General features: G+C 42.3%; 18 protein-coding genes. 15 read left to right on the top strand and 3 right to left on the bottom strand.

The genetic code is table 11. The features are described from left to right. Nucleotides 1-210: 210 nt before the first annotated feature. Complete coding sequence (locus ACY3LV_RS06740) at nucleotides 211-978, bottom strand: DUF1189 domain-containing protein (protein ID WP_333561574.1); 768 nt, start codon at nucleotides 976-978, stop codon at nucleotides 211-213. A 109-nt stretch (nucleotides 979-1,087) separates the two neighbouring features. Here ACY3LV_RS06740 and ACY3LV_RS06735 point away from each other — a divergent pair, with 109 nt between their 5' ends. From ACY3LV_RS06735 to pstB (ACY3LV_RS06695), 9 genes are all read left to right on the top strand, one after another. After that, nucleotides 1,088-1,570 (top strand): DUF456 domain-containing protein, encoded by a 483-nt coding sequence (locus ACY3LV_RS06735; protein ID WP_148962072.1) that lies wholly within the window; start codon nucleotides 1,088-1,090, stop codon nucleotides 1,568-1,570. Nucleotides 1,571-1,751: 181 nt separating this feature from the next. Continuing rightward, nucleotides 1,752-2,360 carry a superoxide dismutase SodA gene (gene sodA, locus ACY3LV_RS06730; RefSeq protein ID WP_087990732.1) on the top strand — a complete coding sequence of 203 codons (609 nt, stop codon included), beginning with the start codon at nucleotides 1,752-1,754 and terminating at the stop codon, nucleotides 2,358-2,360. A 107-nt stretch (nucleotides 2,361-2,467) separates the two neighbouring features. Beyond that, nucleotides 2,468-3,760, top strand: coding sequence for an MFS transporter (locus ACY3LV_RS06725; protein WP_148962070.1), 1,293 nt, complete (start codon nucleotides 2,468-2,470; stop codon nucleotides 3,758-3,760). Nucleotides 3,761-3,873: 113 nt separating this feature from the next. After that, nucleotides 3,874-6,015, top strand: coding sequence for a penicillin-binding protein 2A (gene pbpA / locus ACY3LV_RS06720; protein WP_333561575.1), 2,142 nt, complete (start codon nucleotides 3,874-3,876; stop codon nucleotides 6,013-6,015). A 153-nt stretch (nucleotides 6,016-6,168) separates the two neighbouring features. Continuing rightward, on the top strand, nucleotides 6,169-7,071 hold the full coding sequence (locus ACY3LV_RS06715; protein WP_087990729.1) for a phosphate ABC transporter substrate-binding protein: 903 nt from the start codon (nucleotides 6,169-6,171) through the stop codon (nucleotides 7,069-7,071). Nucleotides 7,072-7,139: 68 nt separating this feature from the next. Beyond that, nucleotides 7,140-8,069 carry a phosphate ABC transporter permease subunit PstC gene (pstC, locus tag ACY3LV_RS06710; protein ID WP_333561576.1) on the top strand — a complete coding sequence of 310 codons (930 nt, stop codon included), beginning with the start codon at nucleotides 7,140-7,142 and terminating at the stop codon, nucleotides 8,067-8,069. Next, nucleotides 8,069-8,953 (top strand): phosphate ABC transporter permease PstA, encoded by an 885-nt coding sequence (pstA, locus tag ACY3LV_RS06705; RefSeq protein WP_333561577.1) that lies wholly within the window; start codon nucleotides 8,069-8,071, stop codon nucleotides 8,951-8,953. Before pstC ends, pstA begins: the two co-directional genes overlap by 1 nt. 20 nt (nucleotides 8,954-8,973) lie before the next feature. Next, a complete protein-coding gene (gene pstB / locus ACY3LV_RS06700) occupies nucleotides 8,974-9,783 on the top strand; it encodes a phosphate ABC transporter ATP-binding protein PstB (protein WP_333561578.1) in 810 nt (269 codons plus the stop codon). 10 nt (nucleotides 9,784-9,793) lie between these two features. Then, on the top strand, nucleotides 9,794-10,576 hold the full coding sequence (gene pstB / locus ACY3LV_RS06695) for a phosphate ABC transporter ATP-binding protein PstB (protein WP_333561579.1): 783 nt from the start codon (nucleotides 9,794-9,796) through the stop codon (nucleotides 10,574-10,576). A gap of 29 nt (nucleotides 10,577-10,605) precedes the next feature. Here the strand turns inward: pstB (ACY3LV_RS06695) and ACY3LV_RS06690 are convergent, their stop codons facing one another. Continuing rightward, nucleotides 10,606-11,070 carry an endolytic transglycosylase MltG gene (locus tag ACY3LV_RS06690; RefSeq protein ID WP_333517129.1) on the bottom strand — a complete coding sequence of 155 codons (465 nt, stop codon included), beginning with the start codon at nucleotides 11,068-11,070 and terminating at the stop codon, nucleotides 10,606-10,608. Continuing rightward, nucleotides 11,067-11,420, bottom strand: coding sequence for a hypothetical protein (locus ACY3LV_RS06685; RefSeq protein ID WP_087990723.1), 354 nt, complete (start codon nucleotides 11,418-11,420; stop codon nucleotides 11,067-11,069). The genes ACY3LV_RS06690 and ACY3LV_RS06685 overlap by 4 nt, the downstream gene beginning before the upstream one ends. A 179-nt stretch (nucleotides 11,421-11,599) precedes the next feature. On the opposite strand from ACY3LV_RS06685, the gene ACY3LV_RS06680 reads away from it, so the two are divergent. From ACY3LV_RS06680 to yqgP, 6 genes are all read left to right on the top strand, one after another. Next, nucleotides 11,600-12,070, top strand: a complete 471-nt coding sequence (locus ACY3LV_RS06680) for a hypothetical protein (RefSeq protein ID WP_148962063.1) — start codon at nucleotides 11,600-11,602, stop codon at nucleotides 12,068-12,070. Further along, a complete protein-coding gene (locus tag ACY3LV_RS06675; protein ID WP_333561580.1) occupies nucleotides 12,067-13,146 on the top strand; it encodes a glycosyltransferase family 4 protein in 1,080 nt (359 codons plus the stop codon). The genes ACY3LV_RS06680 and ACY3LV_RS06675 overlap by 4 nt, the downstream gene beginning before the upstream one ends. An 83-nt stretch (nucleotides 13,147-13,229) precedes the next feature. After that, nucleotides 13,230-13,379, top strand: coding sequence for a 50S ribosomal protein L33 (gene rpmG / locus ACY3LV_RS06670; RefSeq protein WP_003153056.1), 150 nt, complete (start codon nucleotides 13,230-13,232; stop codon nucleotides 13,377-13,379). Nucleotides 13,380-13,462: 83 nt separating this feature from the next. Continuing rightward, on the top strand, nucleotides 13,463-14,026 hold the full coding sequence (locus tag ACY3LV_RS06665; RefSeq protein WP_333561581.1) for a 5-formyltetrahydrofolate cyclo-ligase: 564 nt from the start codon (nucleotides 13,463-13,465) through the stop codon (nucleotides 14,024-14,026). A 67-nt stretch (nucleotides 14,027-14,093) separates the two neighbouring features. Continuing rightward, nucleotides 14,094-14,267, top strand: coding sequence for a hypothetical protein (locus ACY3LV_RS06660; protein ID WP_087990719.1), 174 nt, complete (start codon nucleotides 14,094-14,096; stop codon nucleotides 14,265-14,267). An 88-nt stretch (nucleotides 14,268-14,355) separates the two neighbouring features. Next, nucleotides 14,356-15,879, top strand: coding sequence for a rhomboid protease YqgP (gene yqgP, locus ACY3LV_RS06655; RefSeq protein WP_148962060.1), 1,524 nt, complete (start codon nucleotides 14,356-14,358; stop codon nucleotides 15,877-15,879). Nucleotides 15,880-15,980 lie beyond the last annotated feature (101 nt).

Raw genomic sequence — 15,980 nt, 5'->3', positions numbered from 1 at the left:
ATTAGATTTATTGATATAAAAAACCTTTCAAAATTTCTGTCCCGAGAGACAGCTTTTTTGCTCCTTCTTTTTTATCACCCATTGGTTAAAACTTGTTGGGCTTCAGTAGTTGAACAACTATTTTCCATTTTAGACAATTACCCTTTAAGTAGGAAAGTGTAATTGTCTTATAACACTCTCTACTTAAGGGTATCAATAAATGCAATTTTCTCAAACTTTTTCAATTGATTTTTTCGACGGAATCTCTTTCAATACAAGAAACAGGATGACAATATTGACAAACCAGTTCAGCAAAAATTCACTTGGAACTGCCGCTTCTAATGCGCGCATGATCGTAAAGAATACGGTCGAAAGGGTGATGGAATAGGCCGAAAGCTTCCAGAGCTGATGGTAGGATAGATGCTTTCTTTGTGAATTCTTAATGATTAACCCGATAAGCGCCAAGAATGATACTTCAATGAATTTTCCTGCGGCAGTTACAAGGAAAATGAGAGCTGAGAGAACCGTTACGATCATCGTTTTATTTTGGTTTAAACCTGCAATGACATCTTTTTTCTTTAACTCTGACGGTATCATTGAGTAAGGCATCTCCTGAGCCTGTCCGTCAATGGCCAAAACAAATTTGTTCTGGAGGATGCCGATCGCATTTTGCTTTGCTTCAATTTGCTTGGTGCCGTAAGCGTCCGTCGGATCAAATACGATAACGAAACCATTTGCCTGTGATTCCGTCGCTTTTTTCTCATCCGTTTGAAGTTTGCCGTTTGAAATTGTGAAATCAGGGAAATCTTTGTTTAACACGGTTTTAAAGCCGTTCATTGATTTTACGGTCCCTGAGCTTACATAATAAGCGGTAGGAATTGCAAAAAGGACAGAAAGCAAAAATACATAAAGAATCGCTTTACCGATTCCTTGAAATCGTGTTTTTGCGATATCGCGGGGAGAGTATGTACTTTTGATGAAAAGCTGAAATATATTCACTATCTTCACTTCCTAGCTATACTAATATATGTTGCTTATTGTATCGTTGCCCGCGTGTGAATACAAGGAAGACATGAAGAAAACAGATGAAAAAGGGAGGAAGAATGCTATGGATATGTTGTATTGGCTGTTGATTGCGGCGGTATTTATCATCGCCTTTATCGGGCTGGTGTATCCCATTATTCCGAGTGTCATATTTATCGTTGCCGGATTTGTATTGTATGGATTTTTGTTTTCATTCAGTCCGTATTCTTACATGTTCTGGCTCGTCGAAGCTGTTTTTGCCGCAGTATTATTCGCCGCGGATTACGTGTCTAATCTGCTCGGAGTAAAAAGGTTCGGCGGAAGCAAAGCCGCCATATGGGGAAGCACGATCGGTTTATTAATCGGGCCTTTTGTCATTCCGGTTGCGGGGATCATATTAGGTCCGTTTATCGGGGCTGTTTGTGCAGAACTTATCGTCCACCAAAAGGACGTCAAGTCAGCGTTTAAAATCGGTCTCGGCTCACTCATTGGCTTTTTAACAGGGGTTATTGCAAAGGGCATGATACAGCTTTTGATGATCGGATATTTTTTATGGACGGTCCTATAAGAATTGCGGACGGCATGTTTAATGGGGCGAATTATCGGTTAAAGTGAAATATGTTCGCTGAAATGAGCCAAGATGTGAGCTTTTTCATTGCTTACAAAGCATACTTTTGTTACATTGAATGAAGAAAGGCTCGCTGTGAAGCGGCATTTCAGTACATATATATATTAAAGGAGGAATTATCATGGCTTACGAACTTCCAGAATTACCTTATGCGTACGATGCTTTAGAACCGCATATCGACAAGGAAACTATGACTATTCATCATACGAAACACCACAACACATACGTTACAAATTTAAACAAAGCGGTTGAAGGAAACACTGCTCTTGCAACCAAATCAGTTGAAGAGCTGGTTGCAGATATTAATTCTGTTCCTGAAAACATCCGCACTGCAGTCCGCAACAACGGCGGTGGACACGCGAACCACAAATTATTCTGGACACTTTTATCTCCAAACGGCGGCGGCGAGCCGACTGGCGCGCTTGCTGATGAGATCAACAGTGTATTTGGAAGCTTTGACAAATTCAAAGAGCAATTCGCAGCTGCAGCAGCTGGACGCTTCGGTTCTGGCTGGGCATGGCTTGTTGTTAACAACGGCAAACTTGAAATCACAAGCACGCCAAACCAAGATTCTCCGCTTTCAGAAGGCAAAACGCCTATCTTAGGTCTTGACGTTTGGGAGCATGCTTACTACCTTAACTATCAAAACCGCCGCCCTGATTACATTTCAGCGTTCTGGAATGTTGTGAACTGGGACGAAGTGGCTCGTCTATACAGCGAAGCAAAATAATGACACTAGCAAGGTCCTCGATACAGGGCCTTGCTTTTTTTATGTCTTCTTTTTACATATCTCGGTTTGAGTGAGACAGACTAAGGGATAGTAAAGGGGAGTCAGTAATGAGCAAACTAAAAAAAGTGATTGGCGATGTAGACGTAAACAAAGGGTTACTCTTTCTGCTGACTATTGGCGGGCTTTACTCACTGGGAATTGCACTGTCCAATACATTTGTTAATGTGTATCTTTGGAAGCAGTCAGGGAAATTTATTGATTTGGCGATATATAATTTATCCATTGTGACAATGCAGCCGATAACCTTTTATTTGGCTGGACGGTTAGCCAAAAAAATAGACAGGGTGTTCATTTTAAGGTTCGGCGTCATTTTTTTAGCTGCCTTTTATTCAAGTGTGCTTTTAGCCGGAGAAACGGCAGCCAACCGGCTCGTGCTGATCGGTGCGGTGCTCGGAGTGGGCTATGGCTTTTATTGGCTTGCGTTTAACGTTCTGACCTTTGAAATCACAGAGCCGGATACGCGAGACTTTTTCAACGGATTTATGGGCATTCTGTCTTCCTCGGCAGGAATGATCGGCCCGATTGTAGCGGGATTTGTTATCTCAAGGCTTGAAAATAATACGGGTTACACAGTGATTTTCAGCCTCTCCCTCAGTTTGTTTGCATTGGCTGTTGTGATGAGCTTTTTTTTAAAACGAAGAGAATCAAAGGGCCGTTTTATGCTGAGCAAAGTATTTGGAGAGCGCCATAGCAATATGAATTGGCGGAGAATTACGAATGCGCATTTTTTTCAAGGCTTAAGAGAAGGGATTTTTGTTTTTTTAATCAGTGTTTTTGTATTTATTGAGACAAACAGCGAACTGGCCCTTGGCACATTCGGCCTTGTCAACTCAGCTGTTTCTTTCTTTGCCTATTACTTTGCATCCAGGCTGATTAAGAAAAAGGCCAGAAAAAAATCGATTTTGCTGGGCGGCCTTATTTTGTATGGAGCGCTGTTTTTGATTCTGTTTCATATGAGCTTTGCGACATTATTGACGTACGGCGTTTTTATTGCCATCGGCTATCCTCTTTTGCTCGTGCCATATGTTTCACTTACATATGATGTGATAGGCCGGGCGAGACATGCCAGAAAAGCAAGGATTGAATATATCGTGCTGAGAGAATTGTTTTTAAACGCCGGCAGGATTGTCTCCATTTTAGGCTTTCTCCTGATCGTGGCTCTTCTCAAAGAAGATGTGGGAATTCCTTTGTCACTTGCTATCTTGGGCGTAGGACATCCGCTGATTTATTACTTTGTCAAGGATATCCGTTTTAAGGAGAAAGAAGAGGAAAATCAAACCATGGAAGAGGATGGCCAAAAAAGGGTCACTGAACCGAATCTTTTAAAAGGCGAAAGATAATTTTTTGTCAAAAAGGGGTTATCTGTAGAAAAAAGTCGAAAAAACCTTTAAAATGAAAACTGGCACTCTTACTTGAGTGTCTTTTCTTTCTGTAAATAGAAAAAGGTGATGTTATGAGGAGAAATAAACCAAAAAAACAAAATCATAAAGAGAAAAAGAAGTCGCTGCCGATCCGGCTGAATATTTTATTCTTGGCCGCCTTTGTTATATTTACCTGGATCATTGTGGAACTGGGGATCAAGCAGATCGTGCAAGGCGATGATTACAAAAATCAAGCCAATAAGCAGGAACAAAGTGAAGTCAGCTCCGCAGTGCCGCGCGGTAAAATTTATGATCGAAACTTTAATGCCATCGTGACAAATAAGGCTTTAAACGCAATCACATACACCAGATCTAAATCGACCTCACAAGAGCAACGTTTAAAGATCGCAAAAAAGCTGTCTGAGATGATTAAAGTCGATACAAAAAAAGTAACAGAACGGGATAAAAAGGATTATTGGATTTTGACTAGGCCAAAAGAAGCCAAAAAGCTGATTACCTCTCAAGAAAGACAGCAGGCAGAAGACAAAAAATTATCCGATAACGATTTATATCAGCTTCAGCTAAAACGAATTACTGACAAGCAGATGAATGACCTGACGGATAAAGACATGCAGATCCTCGCCATCAAAAGACAGATGGATTCAGGATACGCATTGACCCCTCAATATATCAAAAATGAAGATGTATCAGCGAAGGAAATGGCAGTGGTAAGTGAACATTTAGACGAACTGCCGGGTGTTGATGTCACGTCCGATTGGGAACGTGACTATCCATATAAAAACCTTCTCCGCTCAGTGCTCGGAAGTGTTTCCAGCTCTGATGAAGGATTGCCGTCCAATTTGCTCGAGCATTACCTGTCGCTTGGCTACAGCCGAAATGACAGGGTCGGAAAAAGCTATTTGGAATACCAATACGAAAGCCTTCTTCAAGGACAAAAAGCAAAGGTAGAAAACATTACAGATTCAAACGGCAATGTCACGGGAACGAAAACCGTTTCTGAAGGCAAAGCCGGTAAAGATCTCGTGCTTACGATTGATATTGATTTGCAAAAATCAGTTGAAAAAATCATTGAGAAGAATTTAAAATCAGCTAAAGCAAGAGCAAGCACTCAATTGTTAGACCGCGCATTCGTTGTCATGATGGATCCAAGAAACGGTGAAGTGCTGACAATGGCGGGCAAGCAGATTAAACTAGAAAATGGAGCATACAAGTTTGATGATTATGCATTAGGAAATATGACTTCATCCTATGCCATGGGATCAGCTGTTAAAGGTGCAACCGTACTAACGGGTCTTCAAACTGGCGCCATCAACTTAAATACGGTTTTTCAAGATGAGCCGTTATATATCGGTCAAGATAAAAATGGTAAAAAATCATGGAAGAATTTAGATTCGGTTAATATTCAAAGAGCGTTAGAGCAGTCTTCCAACGTATTTATGTTTAAAACTGCGATTGCAATCGGTAAAGGCGAGTATAAACCACATCAAGCTTTACCGATTGATACTGCGGCCTTTGATACATTCCGTAATCACTTTAGCCAATTTGGATTGGGTGTCAAAACTGGAATTGATCTTCCGAATGAAATGACAGGCTATAAAGGAACAAACAGATTGACGGGATTTTTGCTTGACTATGCGATCGGTCAGTACGATACTTATACACCGCTGGAACTGGCGCAATACGTATCAACGATTGCAAACGGAGGCTATCGCTTGAAGCCTCAGCTTGTCAAAGAAGTCAGAGAACCCAATGCTGAAAAAGGGATCGGGGCTGTTGTACAATCTGTTCAGCCTGAAGTGCTGAATAAAATAGATATGAAAAGCGAGTACATTAAAGAGGTACAGGCCGGGTTCAGACGGGTGATGACAAAAGGGACAGCCGCGACCCAATTTGCTTCAGCTTCCTATCAGCCTGCCGGTAAAACAGGAACAGCGCAGTCTTTCTATGATGGGCCTGATAAATCAAAAACAGGAACAGCGGCTTATAATACGACACTTGTCGCTTATGCGCCGGCCGATAATCCTGAGATTGCGATCTCTGTTGTAGTACCTTGGGCTTATATTGATTATGGCGCTAAATATACCATTACAAACGAAATCGGCAGAGAAGTATTGGATAAATATTTTGAGCTGAAATCGAAGCAGGACAAAGAAGATACTCAGCAAAAGAATAAAGACAAAATCGAAGAAGACGCAACGTCTTCTAATAACTAAAATGAAACGCTCACATGATGTGGGCGTTTTTTTATACAAAAAAACGCATTGATTTACAAAACCTTAACATTCGATTCAAACCCTTTTTACACAGAACCTTTATTCTATACGTGTAGGACAAATTACACATTATATGCAGGGGGAATTCAGGAAATGAAAAAAAACAAATGGGTGCTTATGCTTCTAATGGCTGCTTTTATGATGATTGCAGCTGCATGCGGAAATGCAGGAGAAAGTGAAAAATCGAATAGCGATTCTGCAAAAGGGGAAGAAAAGGCATCAGGATCTTTAACCATTTCTGGTTCATCTGCTATGCAGCCATTAGTACTTGCTGCCGCGGAAAAATTTATGGAAGAAAACCCTGATGCAGATATACAGGTGCAAGCTGGCGGTTCTGGAACAGGGCTTTCTCAAGTTTCTGAAGGAGCTGTTCAGATCGGGAATTCAGACGTTTTTGCTGAAGAAAAAGAAGGAATTGATGCAAAAGCGCTAGTCGATCATCAAGTCGCAGTAGTGGGTATGGCAGCAGCTGTAAACCCTGATGCCGGTGTGAAGGATATTTCAAAAGATGAATTGAAAAAAATCTTCACCGGCAAAATCAAAAACTGGAAAGAGCTTGGCGGCAAAGACCAAAAGATCACACTTGTAAACCGTCCTGATTCTTCTGGCACACGTGCTACATTTGTGAAATATGCGCTTGACGGAGAAGAACCTGCAGAAGGCATTACAGAGGATTCATCTAACACAGTGAAAAAAATCATTGCTGATACTTCGGGAGCTATTGGGTATCTTGCATTCTCATATTTAACAGATGACAAAGTAACTGCTCTATCTATTGACGGTGTAAAACCTGAAGCGAAAAATGTTGCAGCTGGCGAGTATCCAATCTGGGCTTATCAGCATTCTTACACAAAAGGTGAAGCGACAGATTTAGCTAAAGAATTCCTTGATTATTTAAAGAGTGATGACATTCAAAAAAGCATTGTTACCGACCAAGGGTACATTCCGGTTACTGATATGAAAGTGACACGCGATGCCAACGGGAAGCAAAGCTGATCTTTATAAAAAGAGGAGTGCGGTGGCAACCGTTTCTCCTCTTAACACATTCATAGGAGTGTAAAACAATGATAAACAATAGAGAAAATATGTCTGTGAGCGAGCGTTTAATCAGCTCAAGGCAAAATCGGCAATTGGATGAAGTTCGGGGAAGAATGATTGTGACAGCTTGTGCGCTTATTATGATTGCGGCATCTGTTGCGATCACCATTTTCCTCGGCGTGAAGGGGCTGCAATCTTTTCTTGTAAATGGTGTAAGCCCAATTGAATTCTTAACGAGCTTAAATTGGAACCCTACAGATACGGATCCGAAATATGGAGTGCTCCCATTTATTTTTGGATCATTTGCAGTAACGATTCTTTCTGCACTCATTGCTGCGCCGCTCGGCATTGCAGGTGCGATTTTTATGACAGAAATTGCGCCGAATTGGGGAAAGAAAGTACTGCAGCCGGTGATTGAGCTTTTAGTCGGCATTCCATCTGTTGTTTATGGATTCATAGGTCTTACAGTATTAGTGCCGTTTATCGCTCAGTTCAAATCGAGCGGAACAGGGCACAGTTTATTGGCGGGAACGATTGTCCTTTCCATTATGATCCTGCCGACCGTTACATCGATTTCTGCTGATGCGATGGCTTCTCTTCCGAAGAGTTTAAGAGAAGGTTCTTATGCACTCGGTGCGACAAGATGGCAGACGATCAGAAAAGTGCTTGTACCCGCAGCTTTTCCGACATTAATGACGGCTGTTGTGCTTGGTATGGCACGGGCGTTTGGCGAAGCTTTGGCTGTTCAGATGGTCATTGGAAATACAAGAGTATTGCCGGAAAGCCTGTTTGACACTGCCGGAACCCTGACAACGATCATTACGCTGAATATGGGCCATACCACATACGGCAGCGTTGAAAACAATACGCTGTGGTCAATGGGGCTTGTGCTTCTGGTGATGTCATTCTTGTTCATCCTGTTTATTCGCTACTTGTCATCTAGGAGGAAAGTGTAATGAACCGCAAAATAACAGATAAACTGGCAACTGGAATATTTGGTTTATGCGCAGCCATTATCGCGGCAATTCTGGTAGGCTTGTTTTCCTATATTATTATTAACGGTGTTTCCCAGCTCAGCTTCGACTTTATTACGACAAAATCAAGTGCCATTGCAGCTGGAGGAGGAATACGCGACCAGCTGTTCAACTCCTTTTATATTTTGTTTATTACGATGCTGATTACAATCCCGCTCGGTGTGGGCGGCGGAGTGTTCATGGCTGAGTACGCGCCTAATAACAAAGTGACTGATTTCATCAGAACATGTATAGAGGTGCTTTCATCTCTTCCGTCAATTGTGATTGGGATGTTTGGATTATTAATGTTTGTTAACTTAACAGGCTGGGGATATACGATCCTAGGCGGGGCGCTTGCATTAACTGTTTTTAATCTTCCTGTCATGGTGCGTGTGACAGAAGACGCGATTCGTTCAGTCCCTAAAGATTTGAAGGAAGCTTCTCTCGCTTTAGGTGTATCACGCTGGCATACCGTAAAAACGGTTTTAATTCCAAGTGCAATCCCTTCTATCATTACCGGAGCGATTTTAGCGTCAGGAAGGGTATTCGGGGAAGCGGCGGCATTATTATTTACAGCCGGTCTGACAACACCGCGTCTTAATTTTACGGAATGGAACCCGTTTTCTGACACATCGCCATTTAATATCTTCAGGCCCGCTGAAACACTTGCGGTTCACATTTGGAACGTAAATACGCAAGGAATTATTCCGGATGCTGAAGCGATTGCCAACGGAGGTTCTGCGGTGCTGGTCATTTCTGTTCTTGTATTTAATCTCGCAGCGAGATGGCTTGGCACGATGATCTACAAAAAGCTTACGGCAAATTAGAACGGAAAGAGGCGAAAAACATGTCCGAACAAATGGTAAAAGAAAAGCCTGAACGTGCTGTTTTCGTTCCGAAACAGCGCCACGTGCTCGAAGTGAAAGATCTGTCTATTTTTTACGGAGATAAACAGGCAGTTCACCGCGTGAATATGGATATTGAAAAAAATGCGGTGACCGCTTTGATTGGACCGTCAGGGTGCGGAAAGTCCACTTTTTTGAGAAACATTAACCGAATGAATGACTTAATTCCTTCTGCAAGGGCTGAAGGTGAAATCCTTTATGAAGGATTAAATATACTGGGCGGCAATATTAACGTTGTCAGCTTAAGAAGAGAAATCGGAATGGTTTTCCAAAAACCGAATCCATTTCCGAAATCGATCTATGCGAATATCACACATGCATTGAAATATGCCGGAGAGCGGAATAAAGCTGTTTTAGATGAGATCGTGGAAGAAAGCTTAACAAAAGCTGCGCTCTGGGATGAGGTGAAGGATCGTTTGCATTCATCTGCACTCTCGTTATCAGGCGGCCAGCAGCAACGTTTATGCATCGCGAGAACGCTTGCGATGAAGCCGGCTGTTCTTCTGCTGGATGAACCAGCTTCAGCACTAGATCCGATTTCAAATGCAAAAATAGAAGAATTAATGACAGAATTGAAAAGCGAATACTCGATTATTATTGTCACGCATAATATGCAGCAGGCTCTGCGGGTTTCTGACCGGACAGCATTCTTTTTAAACGGCGAGCTTGTAGAATACGGACAGACTGAACAGATTTTCACCAGTCCGAAGCAGCAAAAGACAGAGGATTATATTAACGGGAAATTCGGATAGGAGGGCGGCAATGAGTATTGCTACCGAAGCTGTAATGAAACAGGAAGTCTATCAAGTCAATGGAATGGACTTATGGTATGGACAGCATCACGCTTTAAAAAATATCAATTTGAGTATTCATGAAAACGAGATCACCGCGATTATCGGGCCGTCAGGATGCGGGAAATCGACCTTCATTAAAACATTGAATTTAATGATTCAAATGACGCCGAATGTAAAGCTTGCAGGTGAACTGAATTATAATGGCAGCAACATTCTAAAGGATAAAGTGGATATCGTGGATTTGCGAAAAAATATCGGCATGGTATTTCAAAAAGGGAACCCGTTTCCGCAATCTATCTTTGATAATGTCGCTTACGGACCGAGAGTCCACGGCACCAAAAATAAAAAGAAGCTTCAAGACATTGTGGAAAAGTCATTAAAAGACGTAGCGTTATGGGATGAGGTGAAGGATCGTTTGCATTCATCAGCCCTTTCACTATCAGGCGGCCAGCAGCAGCGTCTTTGTATCGCCAGAGCGCTTGCGACAAATCCTGATATTTTGCTGATGGATGAACCGACATCTGCACTAGATCCAATTTCAACGAGAAAAATTGAAGAACTCATTCTTGAGCTGAAAAATAAATATACCATTGTCATTGTCACGCACAACATGCAGCAGGCAGCAAGGGTTTCTGATCAAACCGCCTTTTTCTATATGGGTGAGCTTGTTGAATGCGACAATACTAATCAAATGTTCTCTAACCCGCAGGATCAAAGAACTTTTGATTACATCACAGGAAAGTTTGGATAAAAAAACAGGCTGAGAGTCAGCCTGTTTTTTTATCGTGTTAACGTTTTTACGATCTTTTTGAAGCTCATGTCTGATTTCACTTTAAACTCGCCGGCGCGGATTTCTTTATGATATCCGGCATCAATGACATAGTCGTTAAAGTTTTGAGCCGAGGAAATGATGCCTTCTTTTTCAAGAATAGCAGATACATCTGCGGTGCTCATGCCGTCTTTAATGTTGAGCTTGTACGTTTTTACTTTGTTTGTTTTCGTGTCTGAGCTGCTGTCGTCGTTCAAGGATTTCTCTTTTGAATCAAGAAGTTTTTGATATTCATCACGGTTAACAGAAACCATTTTTTTAGAATCGAGGTAATTGCTCACGTCTTGTTCGGTTACTGTTTTATTTTCTTTTACAGCAGCGGCCTGGTCTTCGTCTGTTAGATAAAAAACAGCTGCAAGAACGGCTGTCGCTAAAATAATGCCGCCAGCAAATGCCTGAATGCCCCGTTTTGTCATACGAGCACCCTCTCGTTATCTTTGATAATCGTATTTACGTCTTCCACTGATACATGCTCAGCTTTAGCGATCGCTTCAGCGGACATGCCATTATTATATTTTGAAAGTATTTGTTTAGCGATCTTTTGATTGATATCGCTATGCTTTGATTTGCGGATGACAAGGTTTGTTTCCAGTAATTCTTCCTCAAGCACTGTCATTTTCTTTTTGAGCTTGTAAATTTCCTGCATTGCAGAAAGCTGCAGTGTTTCGAGCTCTTGCTCTACATCTTTCATCGGATCTCTTTGAGAATATGAGAATGCAATTAGCGCTATACTGACGATAAACAACGCAATAATAGCAATTTCCACGTTTCATCACCTTCTATTCTTTTTTTATCCTTCTTTTTTATACCATAAAACCAATAGATTCTAAAGGTATTCGCGAAAAAAACGAGATTTTGTCGAGAAGTCTTTCTTTGTTTCCACTCTATGTAATGATTTAATAGGAACACCGAGTGAACGATAGGAAAGGAGAATGTTAAAAATCCATGGATCAATACCCATTTCTCTATAATATACGACATAAGTTTTCTTTTTTTAGGGATACATTCGATATGGTGATTCAAAACGCCCGCACCTTGACCGTACGCTGGGACATCTCAGAAGAAACAATGCGGCTGGCTGAAGCTGTGCTTTTTGAAAGCCCGCGGGATATGATAAAAGAATTGCGCATTGTCATCAAAAGAAAAAACATCGAAGCTGTCAGGACGAAACGCATAACGTATCATAAAGGGGAATGGACAATTGGACAGGCGGCTGGTGATGCTGTATATCGGGCTGAATACAGAATGGTTAACTCAATGAATGTCTCTCTCAAGCTCGCGGATACAGAGGACATCTATCTTGCGGAAAATGGGGTTAGTGATCTAAAAAGTTTTCAGACTGAGGACGCGTACACCTGGTGGGAGAAGCAATTTTCTGCCTACACGTGTTATGGAGGAGGGGAAAAAGAAAGATGAACGTTCTCATGCTTTCACTTGAACATCCTCATGAGCCGAAAAGCGGGCTCGGTGTCCATTTAAACCATCTTATTTCTTATTTAAACCCGCATATCAACATAACTGTTTTTACTCCAAGCAGGCGGCTGTTTACATATGCGCAGTTTGAAGATTTCATGGCTGATGCTAACTTTACAATGGTTCAGCATGTGTTATCCTGCAATGAGCGTTTCGATCTGATTCATGCCCATGACGATATGACAGCTCCCGCTGCTCATTATTTGAAACAACGGCTTGGCATCCCGCTTGCAGTGACTATCCACGGTCTTGAAAGCGAAAGGAAGAAGGTGTGCCAAGAAGCCCCGCATCCATACAGACTGCAGACCGAACGGCTCCTGATAGAATCTGCTGATGAATTGATTGTACTAAGCTCTTTTATGAAACGGTCGCTTGATAAGGCAGCACGTGAAAAAATAACTGTCATCCCAAGCCCTGCATCTATGGAGGAGGAAAAGGGGGAAGTTCCAAGGAACATGAATGGAAGGTTCATATTTTCGTTTGGTAGGTTTGTTCCGGAAAAAGGTTTTTCTCAGCTGTTAAAGGTGTTTGCTATCCTGAGGCGGCGTCAGCCTGATCTGCATTTGGTGCTGGCTGGGGAAGGTCCGTCTCTTTCCTCCTATGAAAAACTGGCTGTAGCATTGAATTTGAAGGAACGTGTTATGTTCCTGCCGTTTCTGCATAGAAGAGACATCAGAACGTTTCTGTCTCACTGTGAAATGGCTGTTTTCCCTAGTTTTTATGAGCCGTTTGGGCTTGCCGCGCAAGAAAGCATGGAACAAGGTGTGCTGACTGTCGTTTCTCAGTCGGGCGGTTTTTGTGACTTTGCCCTTCACGACAAAACAGCATTCACCGTTGATTTTACGCGCGCGCAGGAAGCGGCTGATCTGCTGGACAGGTTTTTAAAAGACCGGGAAAGAGCCCGCCGGATAAAAGAAGCCGGCAGAGAACAAGTGATCAAACTACACCATCCCCGGCTCATTACGGAATCATATTTGCAGCTTTATGAGCGTATTATTCATAATTCAATAATTCATTGAAAAACAGCCTAGCATTCCGTCCATTATAGTGGTATTATATATAAGTCTGAATAAGTAAATGATTTTAGTTTGGAGGGAAAATAATGCGCGTTAATATTACTTTGGCTTGCACTGAATGTGGTGAGCGTAACTATATTTCTAAAAAGAACAAACGCAACAATCCAGACCGCGTTGAATTTAAAAAATATTGCCCACGTGATAAAAAATCTACGTTACACCGTGAAACAAAATAACAGCTCAGCTGTTTGAGGTGTAAAAAAAGCCAGAGCTTTGAAAAAAGGTTCTGGCTTTTTTTCTTTTCCGAGGGGGATGAGAGATGAAATCACAATTAAGAAAAAAGACGATGGAGGCACTATCTGCTGTATCAGGTGAAGATCTTCTTCAAAAAACAGCGCGTATGTACAAGCGTTTGTTTTCTCTGCCGGAGTGGCAAAATGCCAGCACCATTGCCGTCACCATCTCCAGAGGGCTGGAAATACCGACGCGTCCCGTCATTAAGCAGGCTTGGAAAGAAGGGAAACAAGTTTGTATTCCCAAATGCGACCCGGAAACGAAAAACATGCAATTCCGCACATATCAGACCGATGATCAGCTCGAAACCGTTTACGCCGGACTTCTTGAGCCGGTAATCGAAAAAACAAAAAAAGTGGAACCATCACAAATTGACTTGATCATCGTTCCGGGTGTTTGTTTCGATACTGACGGGTTTAGGGTCGGCTTTGGCGGCGGCTATTATGACCGTTTTTTAAGCGATTATGAAGGGAAGACAGTCTCTTTGCTTTTGGAGTGCCAGCTGTTTTCACACGTTCCCCGTCTGCCGCATGACATCTCGGTACATCAGCTGATAACAGAGGATCGAATCATTTCTTGTTGTTCCTAACGCTCCCTGCTCCTAATTCAAGAATAAATAAGAAAGAATGACAAACCCTATTGGCAGGAGGGATATGATGAAAAAACTTATGATTTATGCCATTTTCGCTGTTTCTGCCGTCATGTTTTATCAAAACCGCTACCGTCTTATGAATACCGTACTCAGCCAGCCGGGAATCAGGCGGTCTTTTATTCATTTATTTTTAAGAATTCCGTTTATCCGCAATAAGTTTATACAGCAAGCTTTCTAAAATCCCGTGAAAACGGGATTTTTTGCTTTCGGTAGGCGTTACGGAGCATCAGCTGTTATAATGAAAAAAAACCATTGGAGCGGTAAACATGTATTTACTGGAGTATACATATTGGAAAATTGCGGCGCACCTAGTGAAAAGCGGGTATGGCGTTATACAAGCCAGTGAGTCAGATGAAATGTGGCTGGAAGCACCGGACAAGTCCTCTTATGATCTGGTTCGCCTATATAAACATGATATTGATTTTCGCCAGGAAATGGCAAGAGACATAGAAGAGCAGGCTGAACGAGTAGAACGAATCAGGGCGTCGATGGGCAAACGTCAGATGAAGCTGCTGAATGTATTTTTTTCAGCGGAAGCCCCTGTTGATGACTGGGAAGAGATCGCCGAAAAGCCTTTTGAGAAGGGGCCTGTATCAGTTGAGCCGGCGATCGTGAGGAGAACGATGCTCCGTGATGATCTTCAAGCTGTTTTTCCATCATTTCCGGCAGAAGAATGCACAGAAGCCCGCGCTTCGTTTGAAGACGCGCAAATGGCGAGAGAACGCTTCCTTTCGCTAGTACTGAAACAAGAAGAACAGAGAAAAAATGAAGCGGCGGTTTTTCAAAACGGAAAACCAATCTTTACATATTTATTCATCGCGCTTCAGATCTTGATGTTTTTCTTGCTTGAATTAAACGGGGGCAGTACAAATACGGAGACGCTTGTCGCTTTTGGAGCAAAGGAAAACAGCCTGATTGCAGCTGGAGAATGGTGGCGGCTTTTGACGCCGATTGTGCTTCACATCGGCATTGCGCATTTAGCGTTTAACACGCTGGCTTTATGGTCGGTCGGTACAGCGGTTGAGCGGATGTACGGATCGGGCAGATTTTTGCTGATTTATCTGGCTGCTGGCATTACGGGTTCGATCGCAAGCTTTGTGTTCAGCCCGTATCCTTCAGCAGGCGCTTCAGGAGCCATATTCGGATGCTTAGGTGCATTGCTGTATATAGCTTTGTCAAATCGGAAAATGTTTTTTAGAACGATCGGAACCAATATTATCGTCATTATTATCATCAATCTGGGCTTTGGTTTTGCGGTTTCGAATATTGATAATTCAGGACATATCGGCGGCTTGATTGGCGGTTTTTTCGCAGCTGCCGCACTAGGATTGCCCAAAGCCCGAGCATTGGCAAGAAGATTATTGTCAGCGGTTTTGCTGCTTGCTTTGGCGGCCGGGTTTTTATACTACGGATTGCATTCGCCGTCCCATCAGGAGTCGGCGCTGATTCAGCAGGCAAGCGAGCTGTATCAGGAAGGAAAGTATAAAGAAGTAACGGAATTGCTGAACGGAGAAGCGGAGCAAAAAGATGCCTCTGTTGATCTATTGAAAATTCTGGCTGTTTCAGATATTCAAATCGGTGAATATGATCAGGCGATTTCCCTTTTGGAAAGAGCAGTGGAAAAAGAACCTAAAGATCATGCCTCCTATTACTATTTAGCCTTTCTGTATGCGGAAAAAAATGAGCTTGATCAAGCAGGAAAGGCTATCGAGTCGGCTGTAAACCTAGAGCCGAAGGAGCAGCGCTATAAAGAGCTGCAGCGACAAATTGAAAACAATAAAGAATCATAAGGAATATGCCGAGGGGGGAGACTGACTTTTTTGTCAGCGTTTTCTTCTTGACCGGCTGCATCTATATGAATACGCTTATGATAGTTAAGATCAAGAATGGT

It is taken from the genome of Bacillus sp. 11C (assembly GCF_055486375.1).
This window is presented reverse-complemented; position numbering and strand designations above follow the sequence as displayed.